This is a genomic window from Bacteroides sp. (assembly GCF_052357945.1).
Taxonomy (GTDB): domain Bacteria; phylum Bacteroidota; class Bacteroidia; order Bacteroidales; family Bacteroidaceae; genus Bacteroides.
On record NZ_DAWCXD010000006.1, the window covers coordinates 51,407 to 71,094 of the forward strand.

Below are 19,688 nucleotides of genomic sequence, written 5' to 3' on the forward strand. Positions count from 1 at the left end.
TTTGTCGGCATAATATTGAAAACACCGCAGGCTTTAATTATATGAATCGACGCTACTATTGTTTGCTTATCGTTCTGTTTTTTGCTGTTCTTATTCAGGCGGCAGCAGCGGAACGTACATACAATATCCTGTTTATACAGTCATACACCTCACAAACTCCTTGGCATAGCGATCTTAATCAGGGCTTGGCTAAAGGGTTTAAAGAGAGCGGACTGAAGGTAAACATAACAACGGAATATCTTGATGCGGATTTTTGGGCATTCAATTCCGAGAAGGTAATCATGCGTCGTTTTTGTCAGCGTGCCCGCGACAGGCAGACAGATTTGATTGTAACTGCGAGTGATGAAGCTTTTTATACCCTTTTTGCATGTGGGGATTCATTGCCTTTACAGATTCCGGTAGTGTTTTTCGGTATTAAGTATCCCGATACGAAGTTGATTAACGCTCATTCCAATGTTTGCGGATTCACTACCAATCCGGATTTCGATGTTATATTACGTCAGGCGCAAAAGATATTTCCCCGGCGGAAAGAAGTGGTATGTGTGATAGATAACAGCTTTTTGAGTAACAAAGGCCTTGAAGATTTTGAAGAAGAGTGGAAAATCTTTCAAAAAGATAATCCGGATTATAGAATGAAAGTCTATAATACCCAAAATCATACAACGAGTCACATCATTGCTGCTATTTGTTACCCTCGTAACAGCTACGAACGTCTGGTGGTTGCTCCTAAATGGTCACCTTTCCTTTCATTCGTTGGCAAAAACTCAAAAGCTCCCGTATTTTCGAGTCAGAATGTGGGGTTAACTAATGGCGTATTCTGTGCATACGATTCCGATAGTTATGCTTCAGCATTATCGGCAGCTCAAAGGGCTGCTTTAGTCTTAAAAGGTACATCTCCCCAAGAAATAGGAGTGACAGAAATCACGCAGGGATTCATCTATGACTATAAACAGTTGGATTATTTTCATATTGACCCTGATAAAGTATCCTCTAGCGGAATCATCGTCAACGAACCGTATTGGGAAAAATATAAATACTTTTTTATACTGCTCTATCCGTCTATCCTGGCGTTGCTGATAGCTTCTATCGTGTGGTTGATGCGTGCCAACCGGCGTGAGTCCAAACGACGGATTCAGGCACAGACCCGTCTGCTCGTGCAGAATAAACTTGTGGAACAGCGTAATGAGTTTGATAATGTATTTCATTCCATCCGTGATGGTGTGATAACGTATGATACCGATTTGCACATTCATTTCACAAACCGCTCCTTATTGCAAATGCTGCATTTGCCGTATGAGTCAGGAGGCCGTTTTTATGAAGGAATGATGGCAGGCAGTATATTCAAGATATATTATAACGGTCAGGATATTCTTCATTCTATGCTGAAGCAGGTAGCTGCTAAAGGAGAAAGTGTGAAGATACCTCTGGGAGCTTTCATGAAAGAAGTGCATAGTGATAAATACTTCCCGGTGTCGGGGGAAATAGTCCCGATCCGTTCAAAGGATACGATTACCGGTATGGCACTTTCCGCACGAAATATTTCGAATGAAGAAATGCAGAAGCGTTTCTTTGATATGGCAGTAGACGAAAGCTCCATCTATCCGTGGCAGTTTGATATGGAAACTAACTGTTTCATTTTCCCGCAAGGTTTCCTGAAACGTCTTGGATATGATGAAACGGTTACTACGATTTCCCGTGATGAAATGGATCGTACCATCCATCCTGAAGATTTGAAAGAAATAAGACCATTGTTTGACAGGGCATTGACAGGAGAAGATTCTAATACCCGCCTGAACTTCCGTCAGCGAAATGTCAACGGAGAATATGAATGGTGGGAATACCGTTCTTCTGTAATCACAGGATTGACACAAGACTCATTGTACAATATACTAGGCGTTTGTCAGAGTATCCAACGATATAAGACTGCCGAGCAAGAGATGAGAGAGGCCCGTGATAAAGCTCTCCAAGCCGATAAACTGAAATCGGCCTTCCTTGCAAACATGAGTCATGAGATTCGGACTCCGTTGAATGCAATCGTAGGTTTCTCCGATTTGTTAAGCGATACGAGCGGCTTTACGGGAGAAGAAATCGCCCAGTTTATTGGAACGATCAATAAGAATTGCGGCCTGTTGCTGGCTTTAATTAATGATATTCTTGACTTGTCACGTATCGAATCGGGAACCATGGAATTTATGTTTGCAGAACATAACCTGTCTTTGTTGTTAAAGACCGTCCACGATTCTCAACGACTGAATATGCCTCCGGGAGTAGAACTGATGTTACGTATGCCCGAAAGCGATAAGAAATACCTGACAACGGACAACGTTCGTTTGCAGCAAGTGGTGAATAATCTGATTAATAATGCTGCCAAATTTACGAGTAGCGGTTTCATCACTTTCGGCTATGAAGACGATGAAGATCCCGGATACACCCGTATCTTTGTAGAGGATACCGGAGTCGGTATTTCGGAAGAAGGTATCCGTCATATATTCGAACGGTTCTATAAAGTCGATAACTTCACACAAGGAGCAGGTTTGGGATTAAGTATTTGCCAAACCATTATCGAACGGTTGAATGGCGTTATTTCCGTCACTTCCGAAGTAGGTAAAGGTACCCGGTTCACTGTGCGCCTTCCTAACTACTGCGAATGATCGAACGTTCATTTCTGGGCATAGTGTCCGAAAATGGACACTTTTCTTATTCTGTAATCTGTTGAAAATAAAAATATTACTTTTTTGGCACATCGTTTGATCCTTTGTCGGAGGAAAATACTGTGCATAATGAAAAAGAAAAGTCTATTGTTTGCTCTTGCTGCCGTTTGTCTGCCATTGGCATTGTCGGCACAGAAAGAAAGGGAGATAACCTTGAATGAAGCCATTGCGATGGCACGTGCTCAATCTGTGGATGCTGCCGTTGCTTTAAACGAGTTGAAAACGGCCTATTGGGAATATCGCACTTTTCGTGCCGACCTGCTGCCGGAAGTCAACCTGACCGGAACTCTGCCCAATTATAATAAATCATATAGTTCTTATCAAAATTCGGACGGCTCTTACGGCTTTGTCCGTAACAACACCTTAGGATTGACAGGCGATCTTTCCATCGATCAGAATATCTGGCTCACCGGTGGTAAACTTTCGTTGACCTCTTCACTCGACTATATCAAACAATTGGGAGCCGGAGGTGACCGTCACTTTATGTCCGTCCCTGTCACCTTGCAACTCACGCAACCCATCTTTGGAGTGAATAATATAAAATGGAACAGGCGCATCGAACCGGTGCGTTATGCCGAAGCAAAAGCAGCTTTTATCACCGCTACCGAAGAAGTGACAATGCGTGCCATCACTTACTACTTCAATCTCTTGCTGGCAAGAGAAAATCTCGGCACAGCGAAGCAGAACCTGACAAATGCCGATCACCTTTATGAAGTGGCTCTTGCCAAACGTAAAATGGGACAGATTTCCGAGAATGAACTCTTACAGCTCAAACTTTCCGCCTTGAATGCGAAAGCTGCGTTGACGGAGGCGGAGAGTGATCTCAATGCCAAGATGTTCCAGCTCCGTGCTTTTCTAGGAGTGGGAGAGGATGAAATACTAAGTCCTGTTCTTCCCGAAGCGGTGGATCGTCCGAAGATGGAGTACAATCAGGTTTTAAATAAAGCATTGGAACGTAACTCGTTTGCACAGAATATCCGTCGTCGTCAGTTGGAAGCCGATTATGAAGTAGCCACCGCACGCGGAAACCTGCGTAGCGTTGATTTGTTTGCAAGCGTCGGATATACTGGCGAGAACCGGAACTTCCCTGCCGTTTACCGTAACTTGCAGGATAATCAGATTGTTCAGGTAGGTGTTAAGATTCCGATTCTCGATTGGGGAAAACGTCGTGGAAAAGTCCGGGTAGCCAAGAGCAACCGGGATGTGGTGCTTTCAAAGATCCGCCAGGAACAGATCAACTTCAACCAGGATATCTTTTTGTTGGTGGAGCATTTCAATAATCAGGCGCAGCAGTTGGACATAGCGAAGGAAGCCGATGCAATTGCACAGCAGCGTTATAAAACCAGTATTGAAACTTTCCTGATAGGCAAAATTAATACCTTAGATCTGAATGATGCGCAGAACTCTAAAGATGAGGCAAGACAGAAACATATTTCCGAACTCTATTATTATTGGTATTACTATTATCAGATTCGCAGTCTGACGCTATGGGATTTTCGTTCGAACTCCGAACTTGAAGCTGATTTTGATGAAATTATCCGGCAATAAAAAGGGTCGGAAAAAGCTTTTGAATCCTATGGAGGAACTTGCCGGAGATTATGGGAAAAGTTTTTCAAGTCTGCAAACAGACTATTGCGTATTTATGCCTGATTCATTTGGTATTACGAACTATTTATAGTACCTTTGAAACTCGATTTTAACACTCGGGAAATGAAAAATACGTAAATAATACAGAAAAATTCATTCCCCATTATAAATAAAGAAAGAAATAAAAAAAGAAATTCTTCTTCTTGGAAGATTGAAAAAACAGAAGAAGAAGTTTTCTTGGTAGAGGAATCTTGCAATTTTAACTATGATTCTGATAATTGACGACGACAGCGCAGTGCGTTCTTCGCTTAGCTTCATGTTGAAGCGGGCAGGATATGAAGCACAGACCGTTCCCGGTCCACGGGAAGCTATGGAAGTAGTACGTTCCGTAGCTCCGGATTTGATCCTGATGGATATGAACTTCACTCTTTCTACAACGGGCGAGGAGGGGGTAACCCTTCTCAAACAAGTAAAAATATTCCGTCCCGACACACCAGTGATATTGATGACCGCTTGGGGAAGTATCCAACTTGCCGTGCAAGGAATGCAGGCAGGAGCTTTTGATTTCATTACGAAGCCCTGGAATAATGCCACCTTGTTGCAACGCATTGAAACGGCACTCCAACTTTCGGGCACTCCACAGGAACCAACGCAGGAGCAGAGCGATTCTTTCGACCGCAGCCACATCATCGGGCGTAGCCAGGGATTGATGGATGTGTTGAACACGATTGCCCGCATAGCAAAGACCAATGCCTCTGTTCTCATTACAGGGGAAAGTGGAACAGGTAAGGAATTGATAGCCGAGGCCATTCATATCAACAGTCAGCGAGCCAAACATCCTTTTGTGAAAGTGAATCTTGGAGGTATTTCTCAAAGCCTGTTCGAAAGTGAAATGTTCGGGCACAAAAAAGGAGCCTTTACCGATGCTTCCGCAGACCGTATCGGACGTTTCGAAATGGCAAACAAAGGGACGATTTTCCTGGATGAAATAGGTGATCTCGACCCTTCGTGCCAGGTGAAGTTACTGCGTGTATTGCAGGATCAGACATTTGAAGTGCTCGGCGACAGCCGTCCGCGCAAGACGGATATCCGGGTGGTATCAGCTACCAATGCCGATTTGCGCAAAATGGTGGGCGAACGTACTTTCCGTGAAGACCTCTTCTATCGTATCAATCTGATAACGGTGAAACTGCCGGCCCTGCGCGAACGTCGCGAAGATATTCCCTTGCTGGCACGTCATTTTGCCGATCGTCAGGCAGTAACCAACGGATTGCCCCGTACGGAATTCTCTGCCGATGCCCTGCAATTTTTGAGCCGTTTGCCTTATCCGGGGAATATCCGTGAATTGAAAAACTTGGTGGAACGCACCATTCTGGTAAGTGGCAAACCCCTTCTTGATGCTTCCGACTTTGATGCGCAGTATATTCGCCACGATGACGCAAGAGTGACCGAAGGCGCAGCTCTGGCCGGTATGACTTTGGATGAAATAGAACGCCAGACCATTCTCCAGGCGTTGGACCGTTACAAAGGAAATTTGAGTCAGGTAGCTACGGCATTGGGTATCAGCCGTGCAGCACTCTATCGTCGTCTCGAAAAATATAATATAACAATGTGATAAATTTAGGCACGTGCCTAATAATATTAAGATTAACCGTTAACCACAGATAACGTGCGTATAAAAGGATTCTTTTACATACTAGTCTTTCTGCTGCTGGCATTAGGTAGTGTATTGCTGTTCCTTTCCAGTCAACTGAATACAATCTTTTTCTACATAGGGGAGGGGCTGATACTTTTCATCCTCATTTATCTGACCTTTTTCTATCGTAAGATTGTGAAGCCGTTGAATACAATCGGAAGCGGTATGGAATTGTTGCGTGAGCAGGATTTCAGTAGCCGCCTTAGTCCTGTAGGCCAATATGAGGCCGATCGTGTGGTGAATATCTTCAACCGCATGATGGAGCAGCTCAAGAATGAACGTCTCCGCCTGCGTGAACAGAATAATTTTCTTGATTTGCTGATTAAAGCTTCTCCGATGGGAGTGATGATAACTTCCCTTGATGAAGACCTTTCGGAATTGAATCCGATGGCTTTGAAAATGCTGGGTGTTCGTTTGGAAGACGTACAAGGCAAGAAGATGAAAGAGATTGATTCTCCGTTAGCGGTGGAACTGGCCAACCTCCCGAAAGGAGAGAAGGTAACCGTCCGTTTGAACGACTCGAATATCTACCGGTGCACTCATTCTTCTTTCATTGATCGTGGATTTCAGCATCCCTTCTACTTGGTAGAAACCCTTACCGACGAAGTGATGAAAGCGGAAAAGAAAGCCTATGAGAAAGTAATCCGCATGATTGCTCATGAAGTGAACAATACGACTGCCGGCATCACTTCTACACTGGATACGGTAGAACAAGCCCTTTCCAGCGAAGAAGGAATGGATGACATTTGCGACGTGATGCGTGTGTGTACCGACCGTTGTTTCTCGATGAGTCGTTTCATCACCCGTTTTGCCGATGTGGTGAAAATCCCCGAACCGACACTTTCTTCTGTCAATCTAAATGATTTGGTTTTCACCTGCAAACGCTTTATGGAAGGAATGTGTAATGACCGTCATATCACCCTTCGCATGGAAATAGATGAAAGCCTGAAAGACGTTATGCTGGATGCTGCTCTGTTTGAACAAGTACTCGTAAACATTATCAAAAATGCAGCGGAGAGCATTGAAGCCGATGGAGAAATAATAGTCCGTACTATCTCTCCCGCCACTGTTGAAGTGATAGATAACGGCCAGGGAATCAGCAAGGAAACAGAAGCTAAACTGTTCAGCCCTTTCTTCTCCACCAAACCGAACGGCCAGGGAATCGGACTTATCTTTATTCGTGAAGTCCTGATGCGCCATGGATGCACATTCTCTTTGCGAACCTATGCCGACGGCCTGACCCGATTCCGCATTATTTTCCCCTAATTGTGTCAAATAAGAACATTTCTTCCATCAAATAGACCTTTTTTTGTCTTAAAATCACTCATACCTTTGCCCCGCTCAATTCAATAGGATTTAAGGTATGAGATTAATGAAAAAAGGCACATTGACGCTCTTTCTTTTATTGGCTATCAGTATTCCGCTAAGTGCGCAGTATGTGGTACAAGGGGTGGTGACTGATTCTCTGACCAAAGAGCCTTTGCCTTATGCATCTGTACGCTTAAAAGACACGACAGAAGGAACTACTACCGGAAGCGACGGACGTTTCTATTTCAAAACCAACCGTTCCGAAGCAGTGCTTGTCATCTCTGTAATCGGTTATAATGACTATATCCGTTCCATCCGTCCTGCCCGTAACGCATCGTATAAAGTGACGCTTTCGCCTACCGAATATGCCCTCGGCGAAGTAGTGGTAAAACCTAAGCGCGAGCACTACCGGAAGAAAGATAATCCGGCCGTAGAGTTTGTGCGCCGCATGATTGAAAGCCGTGACAACCATTCCCCCTACGAAAAAGACTTCTGGCAACGCGAACGTTATGAAAAGACCACTTTCGCATTGAACAATTTCGATGAAGAGAAACAGAAGAAATGGCTATATCGCAAATTTGATTTCCTTACCGAATACGTAGACACTTCTGCCGTCACCGGTAAACCGATTCTGACAGTATCAGCCCGCGAACTGCTTGCCACAGACTATTACAGGAAATCTCCCCGTTCCGAGAAGCAATGGGTGAAAGGGCGTAAACAGGCCGGTGTCGATGAATTTCTCTCCAAACAGGGGATGCAGGCTGCCATCAATGAAGTCTTTAAAGACGTGGACATCTACGAAAATAATATTTCCTTGTTCACGAATAAGTTTGTCAGTCCATTGTCCCGTATCGGCACAGGCTTCTATAAATATTACCTGATGGATACCTTACAGATTGCCGGAGAACCCTGTGTAGACCTAGCTTTTACACCATTCAATTCCGAGTCTTTCGGTTTCAACGGACATCTCTATGTGGTGCTCGACTCTACTTATTTTGTCAAACGTGCCGTATTCAACTTCCCCAAAAAGATAAACCTGAACTTTGTGGATTATATGTTGCTCGAGCAGGAATTCAAGCGTGCCGAAGACGGTACCCGCTTGCTCGACCACGAAAGCATCACTGTTGAGTTTAAACTGACCGAAGGGCAGGATGGTATTTTTGCCCGCCGTGTGGCAGATTACAGCAACTATACCTTTACCCCGACTGCTGAAGCCGATAAAGCTTTCACCAAGCCCGAACGCATCATCGAAGAAACCGAAGCCTTGTCTCGCCCCGAAACATTCTGGGCGGAGAACCGTCCGCAAGCCGCCATCTCCCAACAGGAGAACTCGGTAGACCGCCTGATGACACAATTACGCAGCTATCCGGTATATTACTGGACGGAAAAAGTGCTTTCCATTCTCTTTACGGGATATATCCCTACCTCCAAAGAAGCCCCCCTTTTCTATATCGGCCCGATGAATGCAACCATCAGCGGCAATACATTGGAAGGTCCCCGCATCCGTGCCGGAGGTATGACAACCGCCTGGCTCAATCCGCACCTGTTTGGCAAAGGATATGTGGCTTACGGTTTTAAAGATGAAAGAGTGAAAGGATTGGCGGAACTGGAATATTCGTTCAAGAAGAAAAAAGAATACGCCAATGAATTTCCCATCCATTCTCTGAAATTGCGTTACGAATCAGATGTGAACCAGTACGGACAAAACTACCTGTACACAAGCAAAGACAACGTGTTCCTAGCCTTGAAACGTGAGAAAGACGACCGTATCGGCTATTTCCGGCAAGCGGAGATGACCTATATCAATGAATTCTACTCCGGCTTTTCTTTCCAGTTAACGGCACGTACACGAAAAGATGAGTCCTCCTACCTGATCCCTTTCTTAAAAAAGGAAGGAGATGCATACACTCCGGTCAAAGATTTCTCTATCAGTGCGGCAGAGTTAAAACTGCGTTATGCTCCGAACGAGAAATTCTTCCAGACCCAATGGAACCGTTTCCCTGTGTCATTGGATGCACCGGTGTTTACCCTGTCTCATACCCTTGCCGGAAAAGGCGTGTTGGGTAGCGATTACACCTACAATCATACCGAGGCCGGTATTCAGAAACGCTTCTGGTTTTCCGCATTCGGCTATACGGATATTATCCTGAAAGCCGGAAAAGTGTGGGACAAAGTTCCTTTTCCGTTGCTAATCATGCCTAATGCCAACCTTTCTTATACCATCCAACCCGAATCCTACTCGTTGATGAATGCGATGGAGTTCATGAACGATGAATATTTCTCGTGGGATGTTACGTATTTCCTCAACGGATGGCTGTTCAACCGCGTTCCGTTGTTGAAAAAACTCAAATGGAGGGAAATAGTTTCCTGTCGGGGTCTATATGGACATTTGAGCGACAAAAACAACCCTGCTTTGAGTGACGGTTTGTTCGCTTTTCCGATAGAAAACACGCAAACAATGGGAAAAACACCTTACGTGGAGGTGGGTGTCGGTATCGAAAACATTTTCAAGGTGTTACGTTTAGACTATGTCTGGAGGCTCACTTATCGTGATTCTCCCGGGATTGACAAATCAGGCTTGAGAATAAGTCTCCACATGACCTTTTAAAAGTTAAATCCTGCTAATTGCAATGTTTATATGACAAATAAAGACCGTATTAGTAATTAATTAATCTTATTTTTGCATCAATTTTAGTTTAATTTTAATAGAATAGAAATGAAACAAGAAATTAAACCCGCTACCGGGCGTCTTGGCGTACTGGTAGTTGGAGTGGGTGGTGCGGTAGCTACCACGATGATTGTAGGTACACTAGCCTCTCGCAAGGGACTGGCAAAACCGATAGGATCTATTACCCAGTTAGCCACAATGCGCATGGAGAACAACGAAGAAAAACTCATCAAGGACGTTGTGCCTTTGACGAATTTGGAAGACATTGTTTTCGGAGGATGGGATATTTTCCCGGACAACGCATACGAAGCTGCTATGTACGCCGAGGTTTTGAAAGAAAAAGACCTGAATGGAGTAAAAGAAGAGTTGGAAGCTATCAAACCGATGCCGGCTGCTTTCGATCACAACTGGGCAAAACGTCTGAATGGTACGCACATTAAGAAGGCCGCTACCCGTTGGGAAATGGTAGAACAACTTCGCCAGGATATTCGCGAATTCAAAGCTGCCAACAATTGCGAACGTATAGTTGTACTCTGGGCTGCAAGTACTGAAATTTACATTCCGTTGTCTGACGAACACATGTCACTCGCTGCTTTAGAGAAAGCAATGAAGGAAAACAACACTGAAGTGATTTCTCCGAGTATGTGTTATGCGTATGCTGCGATTGCAGAAGACGCTCCGTTCGTAATGGGTGCTCCTAACTTGTGTGTAGATACTCCTGCTATGTGGGAATTCTCTAAACAAAAGAATGTACCTATCTCCGGTAAAGACTTCAAGAGTGGTCAGACACTGATGAAAACTGTATTGGCTCCGATGTTCAAGACTCGTATGCTGGGTGTGAACGGTTGGTTCTCTACCAATATCCTCGGTAACCGTGACGGTGAAGTACTCGATGATCCGGATAACTTCAAGACAAAAGAAGTCAGCAAGCTGTCTGTAATCGATACTATCTTCGAACCCGAAAAATATCCGGATCTCTACGGAGACGTTTATCATAAAGTACGTATCAACTACTATCCTCCCCGCAAAGACAACAAAGAAGCATGGGACAACATCGACATCTTCGGATGGATGGGCTACCCGATGGAAATCAAGGTGAACTTCCTTTGCCGCGACTCTATCCTTGCAGCTCCTATCGCTCTTGACCTTGTGCTGTTCAGTGACTTGGCTATGCGTGCAGGCATGTGTGGCATCCAGACTTGGTTGTCATTCTTCTGCAAGAGCCCGATGCACGATTTCGAACATCAGCCCGAACACGACTTGTTTACACAATGGAGAATGGTAAAACAGACATTGCGTAACATGATTGGTGAAAAAGAACCTGATTACTTAGCTTAATCAGTAACCCCCAATAATAAGTTGAGATTGAGATTTACCATCCTATAAAGACTGGTGGATGCTCAACCTCAACTTTTACTTTTTTATTGTACAAATTCCCGATCACATTCGGGAACTCATGGCATAACCGACTCGTAGTTTGTAATTAGTAATTAGTAATAAATGAAGCGTCCTCCCTTTCTACCTGTTTTTATAGGCACGGGCTTTGGCTCCGGTTTTTCTCCTTTTGCTCCCGGCACGGCTGGGGCGTTACTGGCTTCTATCATTTGGATTGCATTTTATTTCCTCCTTCCTTTCCCTGTTGTATTATGGCTGACCGCCGCTTTGGTGATTGTATTTACATTCGCCGGCATTTGGGCTGCCAATAAACTGGAAACTTATTGGGGGGAAGATCCTTCGCGTGTGGTAGTGGACGAGATGGTAGGAGTATGGATACCGTTATTGGCCGTTCCCAATGACGACCGTTGGTTCTGGTACGTGATTGCAGCTTTTGCCCTGTTCCGTATCTTTGATATAGCCAAGCCGTTGGGCATACGCCGTATGGAAAGCCTGAAAGGTGGAGTAGGTGTGATGATGGACGACGTTTTGGCGGGAGTGTATAGTTTTATTTTGTTAGTGGGAGCAAGATGGGTGATTGGCTGAAAAGAGTTGCACGGATGATTTCCCAGAAAGGTGGCATCTTCATGTTCTTGAGGGCGCAGCTTTCTGCTCAAATGGCAACTATTGCAGACTTTCTCGTTACGATTCTTCTGGTCAGGCTATTTGAAGTCTACTATGTATATGCCACCCTGGCGGGGGCTATCTATGGAGGAATCGTCAATTGTGTTATCAACTATAAATGGACCTTTAAATCGAAAGGAAAGAAAACGAATGTCGCTGCAAAGTTTATCCTTGTATGGATTTGTAGCGTTTGGCTAAACACGTGGGGCACGTATGCACTGACAGAATCATTAGCAAAGATTCCCTGGGTACGTGATACGCTTAGCCTGTATTTCGGAGATTTCTTCATTATTCCTAAAGTGGTAGTAGCAATCATCGTGGCATTGTTCTGGAACTATAATATGCAGCGTGTCTTTGTTTACCGGAATATAGATATAAGAAGTTTATTCGGAAAAAGAAACTGAAAAAAAACAGATTGAAAAAATCGATTGAAAGAACTGATTGAGAAAACAGAAGATTTAGATAAAAATAGCTATAAACAGATTTAAACAGATGAATTACAGAGATTATTTACAACAGTTGATTTATAAGATTATCAATCCCCTGATACGCGGAATGATTAAAATAGGGATCACTCCTAACTTTATCACCACTACCGGATTTATCCTGAATGTAGTAGCGGCAGGAATGTTTGTATATGCCGGCATTTATGGCGGTCAAAACGATCTGGCCATTATCGGCTGGGCAGGCGGTGTGATTTTGTTTGCCGGATTATTTGATATGATGGACGGACGTGTAGCTCGCCTGGGTAACATGAGTTCCAAGTTCGGTGCGCTTTATGATTCAGTACTCGACCGTTACAGTGAATTGATGACCTTCTTCGGTATCTGTTACTATTTGTCAATGAAAGACTATTTCCTTTATGCACTTATTGCCTTCATAGCACTAATCGGCTCACTGATGGTAAGCTATGTGCGTGCCCGTGCCGAAGGACTGGGAATCGAATGTAAAGTAGGATTCATGCAACGTCCGGAGCGCGTAGTGCTGACCAGTCTCGGAGCTTTATTCTGTGGCGTTTTCAAAGATATCACCGCTTTCGAACCGATTCTGATTATGATTGTTCCTCTTGGCTTTGTTGCAGTGTTTGCCAATATCACGGCTTTTGCACGTGTGAGACATTGCTACAAAGCGATGAAAGAATAATCTATCATTTATCAACTATCACCTATCAACTAATATGATAAAGAATATTCAAATGCCGTCGAAGAGAGAAGCCCTGACTGTGACAGTCATTATGGCTCTTTTCCTTTTGCTGACAGGTATCTTCATCGGACTTCGTTCCGAGCACCTGTTAATGGCGGTACTCTATTTAGTTTTATTTTTTGCCGGACTGCCTACTCGTAAGTTAGCAGTAGCTCTGTTGCCTTTCGCCATTTTTGGAATCTCGTATGACTGGATGCGTATTTGCCCCAACTACGAAGTGAACCCGATTGACGTGGCCGGACTGTATAATCTCGAAAAGTCCCTTTTCGGAGTGATGGATAATGGCCTTCTGGTTACCCCTTGCGAATACTTCGCAGCGCACAACTGGCCGATAGCAGACGTCTTTGCCGGAATCTTCTACCTTTGCTGGGTTCCTGTTCCTATCCTGTTCGGGCTTTGCCTGTATTTCAAGAAGGAAAGAAAAAACTACCTTCGCTTTGCACTGGTATTTTTATTCGTCAACCTGATCGGCTTTGCCGGTTATTATATCCATCCGGCCGCTCCGCCCTGGTATGCTATCAACTACGGTTTCGAACCGATACTGAACACACCCGGCAATGTAGCAGGATTGGGACGCTTTGATGCTTTCTTCGGAGTGACCATCTTCGATTCGATCTATGGACGCAATGCAAACGTCTTTGCGGCAGTACCTTCACTGCACGCGGCCTATATGGTAGTTGCATTAGTGTACGCCATTATTGGTAAATGCAGATGGTATGTGATTACCCTTTTCTCTATTATTATGGTAGGTATTTGGGGAACAGCCATTTATTCATGCCATCATTATATCATTGATGTATTACTCGGTATCTCTTGCGCGTTGATCGGCTGGCTGGTATTCGAATATGTATTGATGAAAATCCCGGCATTCAAAAGATTTTTCGAAAGATATTATGCATATATAAGGTAGATCTATCCCCGTGCTGGACTATAAATCGTACTAAGTCATACAAGAAACAGTGAAGAACAAATATCGTAATATATTCCTCGCCTTTGGTATCATCGCCGTCCTGATTATGATATTCACTTTCGATATGGATTATCAGGAGCTTTGGATGAATCTGAAACGTGCAGGGATATATTTACCTTTGGTCTTGTTGCTGTGGCTGTTCGTCTACCTGATTAATACAGTCTCATGGTATATAATAATCCGTAGCAGCGGTAAAACCGGCTTTTCATTTGCCCGGCTCTACAAATTCACAGTGACGGGATTTGCACTCAATTACGTGACTCCCGTCGGACTGATGGGCGGTGAACCATACCGCATCATGGAACTGAAACCCTATATAGGAATCGAGCGCGCTACCTCTTCCGTGATTCTTTACGTGATGATGCACATCTTTTCCCACTTTTGCTTTTGGTTGAGTTCGGTATTACTTTATGTCTGCCTGTACCCGGTAGGGTGGGCGATGGGAATAATCCTGGGAGCTATAACCCTCTTTTGTCTACTGATCGTTATTCTTTTCATCAAAGGCTACCGGCATGGGATGGCAGTGGCTTTTGTCCGCATGGGTGGCCGTATTCCTTTCCTGAAAAAGAAAGTACTTCATTTTGCAAGTGCACATAAAGAGAAACTGGAGAATATAGACAAACAAATCGCACTTCTCCATCAGCAAAAGAAACAAACCTTTTATAGCGCCCTCTTATTGGAATATACCGCCCGCATAGTCAGTTGTCTTGAAATCTGGCTGATACTGAATGTGCTGACCACTAACGTCAACTTTGTCGACTGCTGCCTGATTGCAGCTTTCTCTTCTCTTCTTGCCAACCTGCTGTTTTTCCTGCCCATGCAACTGGGAGGTCGTGAAGGCGGCTTTGCCCTTGCCGTAGGTGGACTTTCCCTTTCCGGAGCCTACGGTGTCTATGCCGCTTTGATTACTCGGGTGTGTGAAATGGTATGGATTGTTATCGGACTTGCACTGATGAAAGTAGGAAACTTTAAACAATCAAAAGAAAAATATTCTGCTTAAATTTATAACTTTGTCTGACTTATAAAAGGATCTATATAAAAAGACCTATAAAGAAAGTGACAATGAATAATTTTATCTTTTACAGCCCTACCGAATTTGTATTCGGACGGGACACGGAAGCGCAGACCGGAGCACTAGTGCAGAAATACGGCGCACGCAAAGTAATGATTGTCTATGGCGGTGGCTCTGTGATGCGCAGCGGATTATTGGCTCGTGTTGAGAAATCATTGCAGGAAGTAGGTATTCCCTATTACATGCTGGGTGGTGTACAGCCTAACCCGATAGACACGAAAGTATATGAAGGAATCGACCTCTGCCGGAAAGAAAACGTAGACATGATGCTCGCCGTTGGCGGCGGCTCTGTGATTGATACGGCGAAAGCCATTGCAGCCGGAGTTCCTTACAACGGAGATTTTTGGGATTTCTACATCGGAAAAGCCATTGTGACGAAGGCATTGAAAGTAGCCGCTGTGTTAACGATTCCTGCTGCCGGAAGCGAAGGTTCCGGTAACACCGTCATCACGAAAGTCGATGGCTTGCAGAAATTAAGCCTCCGTGCTCCCGGTATACTACGTCCTGTTTTTGCCGTGATGAACCCCGAACTGACCTACACACTTCCTCCTTTCCAAACCGCCTGCGGCATTGCCGATATGATGGCACACATCATGGAACGCTATTTCACCAATACGAAAGACGTAGAGATAGGCGACCGCCTGTGCGAAGGCACACTACTTGCCATCATCAAAGAAGCAACCACCGTCATGAAAGAACCTGAAAACTACGGAGCCCGTGCCAATCTAATGTGGAGTGGAACCATTGCCCATAACGGAACCTGTGGTGTAGGTTGTGAAGAGGACTGGGCTTCCCACTTCCTCGAACATGAAATCAGCGCCATCTATAACGTGACTCATGGCGCCGGACTCTCCGTAATCTTCCCTGCCTGGATGACATGGATGACAGAACACAATGTGGATAAGATAGCCCAATACGCCATCCGAGTGTGGGGAGTGGCAGAATCAGATGATAAAAAGGCAGTAGCCCTTGAGGGAATCTCGCGCCTGAAATCCTTCTTTACCTCCATCGGCCTGCCTGTGACTTTCAAAGAACTTGGCATTGAGAATCCCGACATCGACCGCCTTGCAGATAGTCTGCACCGGAATAAAGGTGAATTGGTAGGTAACTATGTCAAATTAGCAAAACAGGACAGCAAAGAGATATACCGTCTGGCATTATAAAAAAACAGATATAACCGACAGCTGCATCATTTGCCTTTTGATAGAGGATAAATGATGCAGTTATTCTTTTTGCTATTGATTAATAAATGGGCGATTGAATGGGGCTATCGTTGGATGCCTGAATATGAAACGGCGGAAGCCGAAATACCTCATTTGAATAAGTGGATCATTGAGAAGCTGCGGGAGGACAAACGCTATACGTTCGGAACGGAACTCGACAGAAACGATCCCCGCAATCAGAGTGAGGATTTGGGAGACGATGCCATGCTGGCAAGTTCGTAGGGTATCAAAAACCTGAAACGCGTGGTGCCTGAAATCATGAACTGGACTTATGAACCGAACGAAGGTTATATGAAAGCTGTCCGTTTGTATCAGAATGTGTGGGACAATTCGACTTGTACATGGGCCATGTGGCTACCAATGTGGCCGGTATCTACCACAATCCGATTTCTGTGGAACAGACAGACATGAAAGCGGTGGAATATGTTCCGAAAGATATTCAGAAGAAAGCAGTCGACTTCCTGAACAAGGAACTGTTTACTACACCGACTTGGCTGATGGATGATAAATTGTCCGAAAGAACAGGTATCAATACTTTTAATTCGATCTATCGTGTGCAGAGCAGTACATTGAAACAGCTGCTTAGCAGCCGCACGCTCGATAAGATGATGGATAACGAACTGGTCAACGGTGCGAAAGCATATACGGCCAATGATCTGTTCCGTGATTTGAAAAAGAGTATCTGGAGCGATATGCAGGGAGGAAAGAAACCGGATGCTTCCCAACGTAGTTTGCAAAAGACTTATGTCAATGCGTTGATTGGAATGCTTGATAAACCGAAGAACAGTTCCGGTTCGCTCGGAAGTCTGGGTGGTTATTCGCTCGTAGCTTTCGATTTCCCTTCTGAAGCACCGACTATTGCACGCGGACAGTTGACTGATCTTAGAAGAGACCTGACTAATGCGGCAAATGCTTCCAGCGGAATATACAGAAGTCATTATCTGAACTTGAAAGCGTTGATTGATGCTGTATTCGACGTGAAGTAGAAAAATAATTTACGACTAAGTTCATTTATGATTAGACGATTTACGATGTACGATTGGAAATTTGTGGTTTATGTTTAAAAGAGATATATTATTTCATCTGGAAAGACGATACGCATAGAAAGCCTTTGATATTGCGTGGAGCAAGGCAAGTCGGTAAAACAACGGTAGTCAACGAATTTGGAAAGCAGTTTGACAATTACCTGTATTTGAATTTGGAGAAACGGGAGGCAGCATCCTTGTTTGAGTTGAATGTATCTCTAAAAGATTTGATGCCTTTATTTTTTGCACATTGCGGAAACCCGTAATATTGAAAAATGGATAGTGGAAGAAAAATAGATAAAACAAAAAGGCGGCTCGTTTTGACCGGGCCGCCTTCTCTGTTTATTTGATTTCGATTTCTTCCTTCATATCGATTTCCTCTCCATGTGTATCATAGAACACATATTGCAGGAATGCGAGTTTCTGACTTGGAATAATCTTAATACCGAATCCATATTTCATTTGCCACTTCCGTTTTAGGGAAACGAGTCCCTGATTGATGTAGGCGGCAACATACGGATGGACGTGTAACGAGAATTTCTTAACCTTCAGTTTATTGACCAGGTAATCAATTTTACTCTCCAAAGTGTCCGTAAAGAGAATGGACGATTTGATGGTGCCTTTGCCGAAGCAAGTAGGACAGATTTCAGTCGTGTTGACGTCCATTGCCGGACGCACACGTTGGCGTGTAATCTGCATTAGCCCGAATTTGCTAAGCGGCAGAATATTATGCCGTGCCCTGTCTTTCTGCATATTGGCACACATTCGTTCATAAAGCTTTTGACGGTTTTCGGCTTCATTCATATCGATGAAGTCGACGACAATGATACCACCCATGTCTCTTAATCGCAGTTGGCGGGCCAGCTCGTCGGCGGCTCCCAGATTTACTTCGAGTGCGTTACCTTCCTGCCCGTTGGCATTCTTGGTGCGATTACCGCTGTTCACGTCTACTACGTGAAGCGCCTCAGTGTGCTCAATAATCAGATAGGCACCACTCTTGTAAGAGACTGTTTTACCAAACGATGATTTAATCTGCTTGGTGATACCGAAATTGTCGTAAATGGGAAGTTGGCCTTTGTACAGTTTCACGATATTAGCCCGGTCGGGCGCAATCAGTGATACGTAATCCCTAATTTCATTGTACACAGCCTCGTCGTTGACGTGAATATTCTCAAATGATGGGTTGAAGAGGTCGCGCAACAAACCTACGGCGCGGCTGGTTTCTTCATAAATCAACGTCGGGTACTTGGTGGCTTTTTGTACTTTTACCATCGCATCTTCCCAATGCTTAACCAAAACTTTAAGCTCTCCGTCGAGTTCGGCTACGCGTTTGCCTTCGGCTACCGTGCGGACAATGACACCAAAGTTTTTAGGCTTGATGCTCATCAGCAGTTGTTTAAGGCGGGCGCGCTCTTCGCTCGATTTAATCTTTTGTGAAACAGAAACCTTGTCATTGAAAGGGATCAGTACGAGATAGCGTCCGGCAAACGAAATTTCGGACGTCAGTCGCGGTCCCTTAGTGGAGATCGGTTCCTTAACGATTTGCACCACTACTTCTTGTCCTACTTTGAGGGTGTTGGATACAGTTCCATCCTTGTCAAGGTCGGGAAGCAGGGTTGCTTTGCTGATGGAGGTCAGCTTCTTTTTGTCGCTTAAAGTCTGCTTTACAAACTTTTCGAGTGAGTTAAATTGAGGACCCAAGTCTAAATAATGAAGGAAAGCGTCTTTCTCGTAACCGACGTCTACAAAGCATGCATTCAGTCCGGGCATCAATTTCTTGATACGTCCCAAATACATATTGCCCACAGAGAAAGAAATATTTCTTCCTTCGCTTTGAAGTTCCACCAGGCTCTTATCTTCGAGAAGGGCGATGGAGACCTCTTTGGGCTGTACGTCAACTACTAGTTCATTTGTCACTGTTTTGTTTCCTTATTATTGATTGAATCTCGTTTATATGAACAACTTTTTTGACAAATTGTTCATTTTGGGTTAGCTACTTAAACAAAGAACAAACTTGAAAGACATTAGCTTCGCAAGTTTGTTCTTTATTTCTGTGTGATCCAGACTTAAAAATTATTTTTTGCTTTTATGTCTGTTCTTTCTTAGTCTTTTTTTACGCTTGTGCGTAGACATTTTATGTCTTTTTTTCTTTTTTCCGCTTGGCATA

Annotated in this window: 14 protein-coding genes and 1 pseudogene; 14 read left to right on the forward strand and 1 reads right to left on the reverse strand. The window is 44.2% G+C overall.

Annotation, left to right across the window (positions count from 1 at the left end; translation table 11 throughout):
* Positions 1–41 precede the first annotated feature (41 nt).
* From ACT8YW_RS03090 to ACT8YW_RS03155, 14 genes and pseudogenes are all read left to right on the forward strand, one after another.
* Positions 42–2,651: an ABC transporter substrate binding protein gene (locus ACT8YW_RS03090; RefSeq protein WP_444103970.1), complete on the forward strand. Its 2,610-nt coding sequence runs from the start codon at positions 42–44 to the stop codon at positions 2,649–2,651.
* Positions 2,652–2,780: 129 nt separating this feature from the next.
* Complete coding sequence (locus ACT8YW_RS03095; RefSeq protein WP_444103971.1) at positions 2,781–4,259, forward strand: TolC family protein; 1,479 nt, start codon at positions 2,781–2,783, stop codon at positions 4,257–4,259.
* Positions 4,260–4,563: 304 nt separating this feature from the next.
* Complete coding sequence (locus tag ACT8YW_RS03100) at positions 4,564–5,913, forward strand: sigma-54-dependent transcriptional regulator (protein WP_444103972.1); 1,350 nt, start codon at positions 4,564–4,566, stop codon at positions 5,911–5,913.
* Positions 5,914–5,967: 54 nt separating this feature from the next.
* Positions 5,968–7,260, forward strand: a complete 1,293-nt coding sequence (locus ACT8YW_RS03105; protein ID WP_444103973.1) for a sensor histidine kinase — start codon at positions 5,968–5,970, stop codon at positions 7,258–7,260.
* Between the two features lie 97 nt (positions 7,261–7,357).
* A complete protein-coding gene (locus tag ACT8YW_RS03110; protein WP_444103974.1) occupies positions 7,358–9,910 on the forward strand; it encodes a DUF5686 family protein in 2,553 nt (850 codons plus the stop codon).
* Between the two features lie 108 nt (positions 9,911–10,018).
* Positions 10,019–11,308 (forward strand): inositol-3-phosphate synthase, encoded by a 1,290-nt coding sequence (locus tag ACT8YW_RS03115; RefSeq protein ID WP_444103975.1) that lies wholly within the window; start codon positions 10,019–10,021, stop codon positions 11,306–11,308.
* A 162-nt stretch (positions 11,309–11,470) separates the two neighbouring features.
* Complete coding sequence (locus ACT8YW_RS03120) at positions 11,471–11,950, forward strand: phosphatidylglycerophosphatase A family protein (protein ID WP_008999918.1); 480 nt, start codon at positions 11,471–11,473, stop codon at positions 11,948–11,950.
* A gap of 14 nt (positions 11,951–11,964) precedes the next feature.
* Positions 11,965–12,432 carry a GtrA family protein gene (locus ACT8YW_RS03125; protein ID WP_008999919.1) on the forward strand — a complete coding sequence of 156 codons (468 nt, stop codon included), beginning with the start codon at positions 11,965–11,967 and terminating at the stop codon, positions 12,430–12,432.
* An 88-nt stretch (positions 12,433–12,520) separates the two neighbouring features.
* The gene (locus tag ACT8YW_RS03130) at positions 12,521–13,171 is read left to right on the forward strand and encodes a CDP-alcohol phosphatidyltransferase family protein (protein ID WP_444103976.1); all 651 of its coding nucleotides are present in this window, start codon (positions 12,521–12,523) and stop codon (positions 13,169–13,171) included.
* Positions 13,172–13,223: 52 nt separating this feature from the next.
* Positions 13,224–14,141: a phosphatase PAP2 family protein gene (locus tag ACT8YW_RS03135; protein ID WP_444103994.1), complete on the forward strand. Its 918-nt coding sequence runs from the start codon at positions 13,224–13,226 to the stop codon at positions 14,139–14,141.
* A gap of 49 nt (positions 14,142–14,190) precedes the next feature.
* Positions 14,191–15,201, forward strand: a complete 1,011-nt coding sequence (locus tag ACT8YW_RS03140) for a lysylphosphatidylglycerol synthase transmembrane domain-containing protein (RefSeq protein WP_444103977.1) — start codon at positions 14,191–14,193, stop codon at positions 15,199–15,201.
* 62 nt (positions 15,202–15,263) lie between these two features.
* Positions 15,264–16,436, forward strand: a complete 1,173-nt coding sequence (locus ACT8YW_RS03145) for an iron-containing alcohol dehydrogenase (RefSeq protein WP_444103978.1) — start codon at positions 15,264–15,266, stop codon at positions 16,434–16,436.
* 75 nt (positions 16,437–16,511) lie between these two features.
* Positions 16,512–17,482 (forward strand): annotated as a pseudogene (locus ACT8YW_RS03150) (zinc-dependent metalloprotease); the annotation flags it as partial.
* Between the two features lie 131 nt (positions 17,483–17,613).
* Complete coding sequence (locus ACT8YW_RS03155; RefSeq protein WP_444103979.1) at positions 17,614–17,787, forward strand: AAA family ATPase; 174 nt, start codon at positions 17,614–17,616, stop codon at positions 17,785–17,787.
* A gap of 76 nt (positions 17,788–17,863) precedes the next feature.
* Here the strand turns inward: ACT8YW_RS03155 and ACT8YW_RS03160 are convergent, their stop codons facing one another.
* Entirely contained in the window at positions 17,864–19,438 is a 1,575-nt protein-coding gene (locus tag ACT8YW_RS03160) for an Rne/Rng family ribonuclease (RefSeq protein WP_004300647.1), read from the reverse strand.
* Positions 19,439–19,688 lie beyond the last annotated feature (250 nt).

Coding starts and splice junctions, on each gene's coding strand:
- ACT8YW_RS03120 (WP_008999918.1), top strand. CDS start 11,471: ATGAAGCGTCCTCCCTTTCTACCTGTTTTTATAGGCACGGGCTTTGGC.
- ACT8YW_RS03130 (WP_444103976.1), top strand. CDS start 12,521: ATGAATTACAGAGATTATTTACAACAGTTGATTTATAAGATTATCAAT.
- ACT8YW_RS03145 (WP_444103978.1), top strand. CDS start 15,264: ATGAATAATTTTATCTTTTACAGCCCTACCGAATTTGTATTCGGACGG.
- ACT8YW_RS03125 (WP_008999919.1), top strand. CDS start 11,965: ATGATTTCCCAGAAAGGTGGCATCTTCATGTTCTTGAGGGCGCAGCTT.
- ACT8YW_RS03110 (WP_444103974.1), top strand. CDS start 7,358: ATGAGATTAATGAAAAAAGGCACATTGACGCTCTTTCTTTTATTGGCT.
- ACT8YW_RS03100 (WP_444103972.1), top strand. CDS start 4,564: ATGATTCTGATAATTGACGACGACAGCGCAGTGCGTTCTTCGCTTAGC.
- ACT8YW_RS03135 (WP_444103994.1), top strand. CDS start 13,224: ATGCCGTCGAAGAGAGAAGCCCTGACTGTGACAGTCATTATGGCTCTT.
- ACT8YW_RS03090 (WP_444103970.1), top strand. CDS start 42: ATGAATCGACGCTACTATTGTTTGCTTATCGTTCTGTTTTTTGCTGTT.
- ACT8YW_RS03115 (WP_444103975.1), top strand. CDS start 10,019: ATGAAACAAGAAATTAAACCCGCTACCGGGCGTCTTGGCGTACTGGTA.
- ACT8YW_RS03095 (WP_444103971.1), top strand. CDS start 2,781: ATGAAAAAGAAAAGTCTATTGTTTGCTCTTGCTGCCGTTTGTCTGCCA.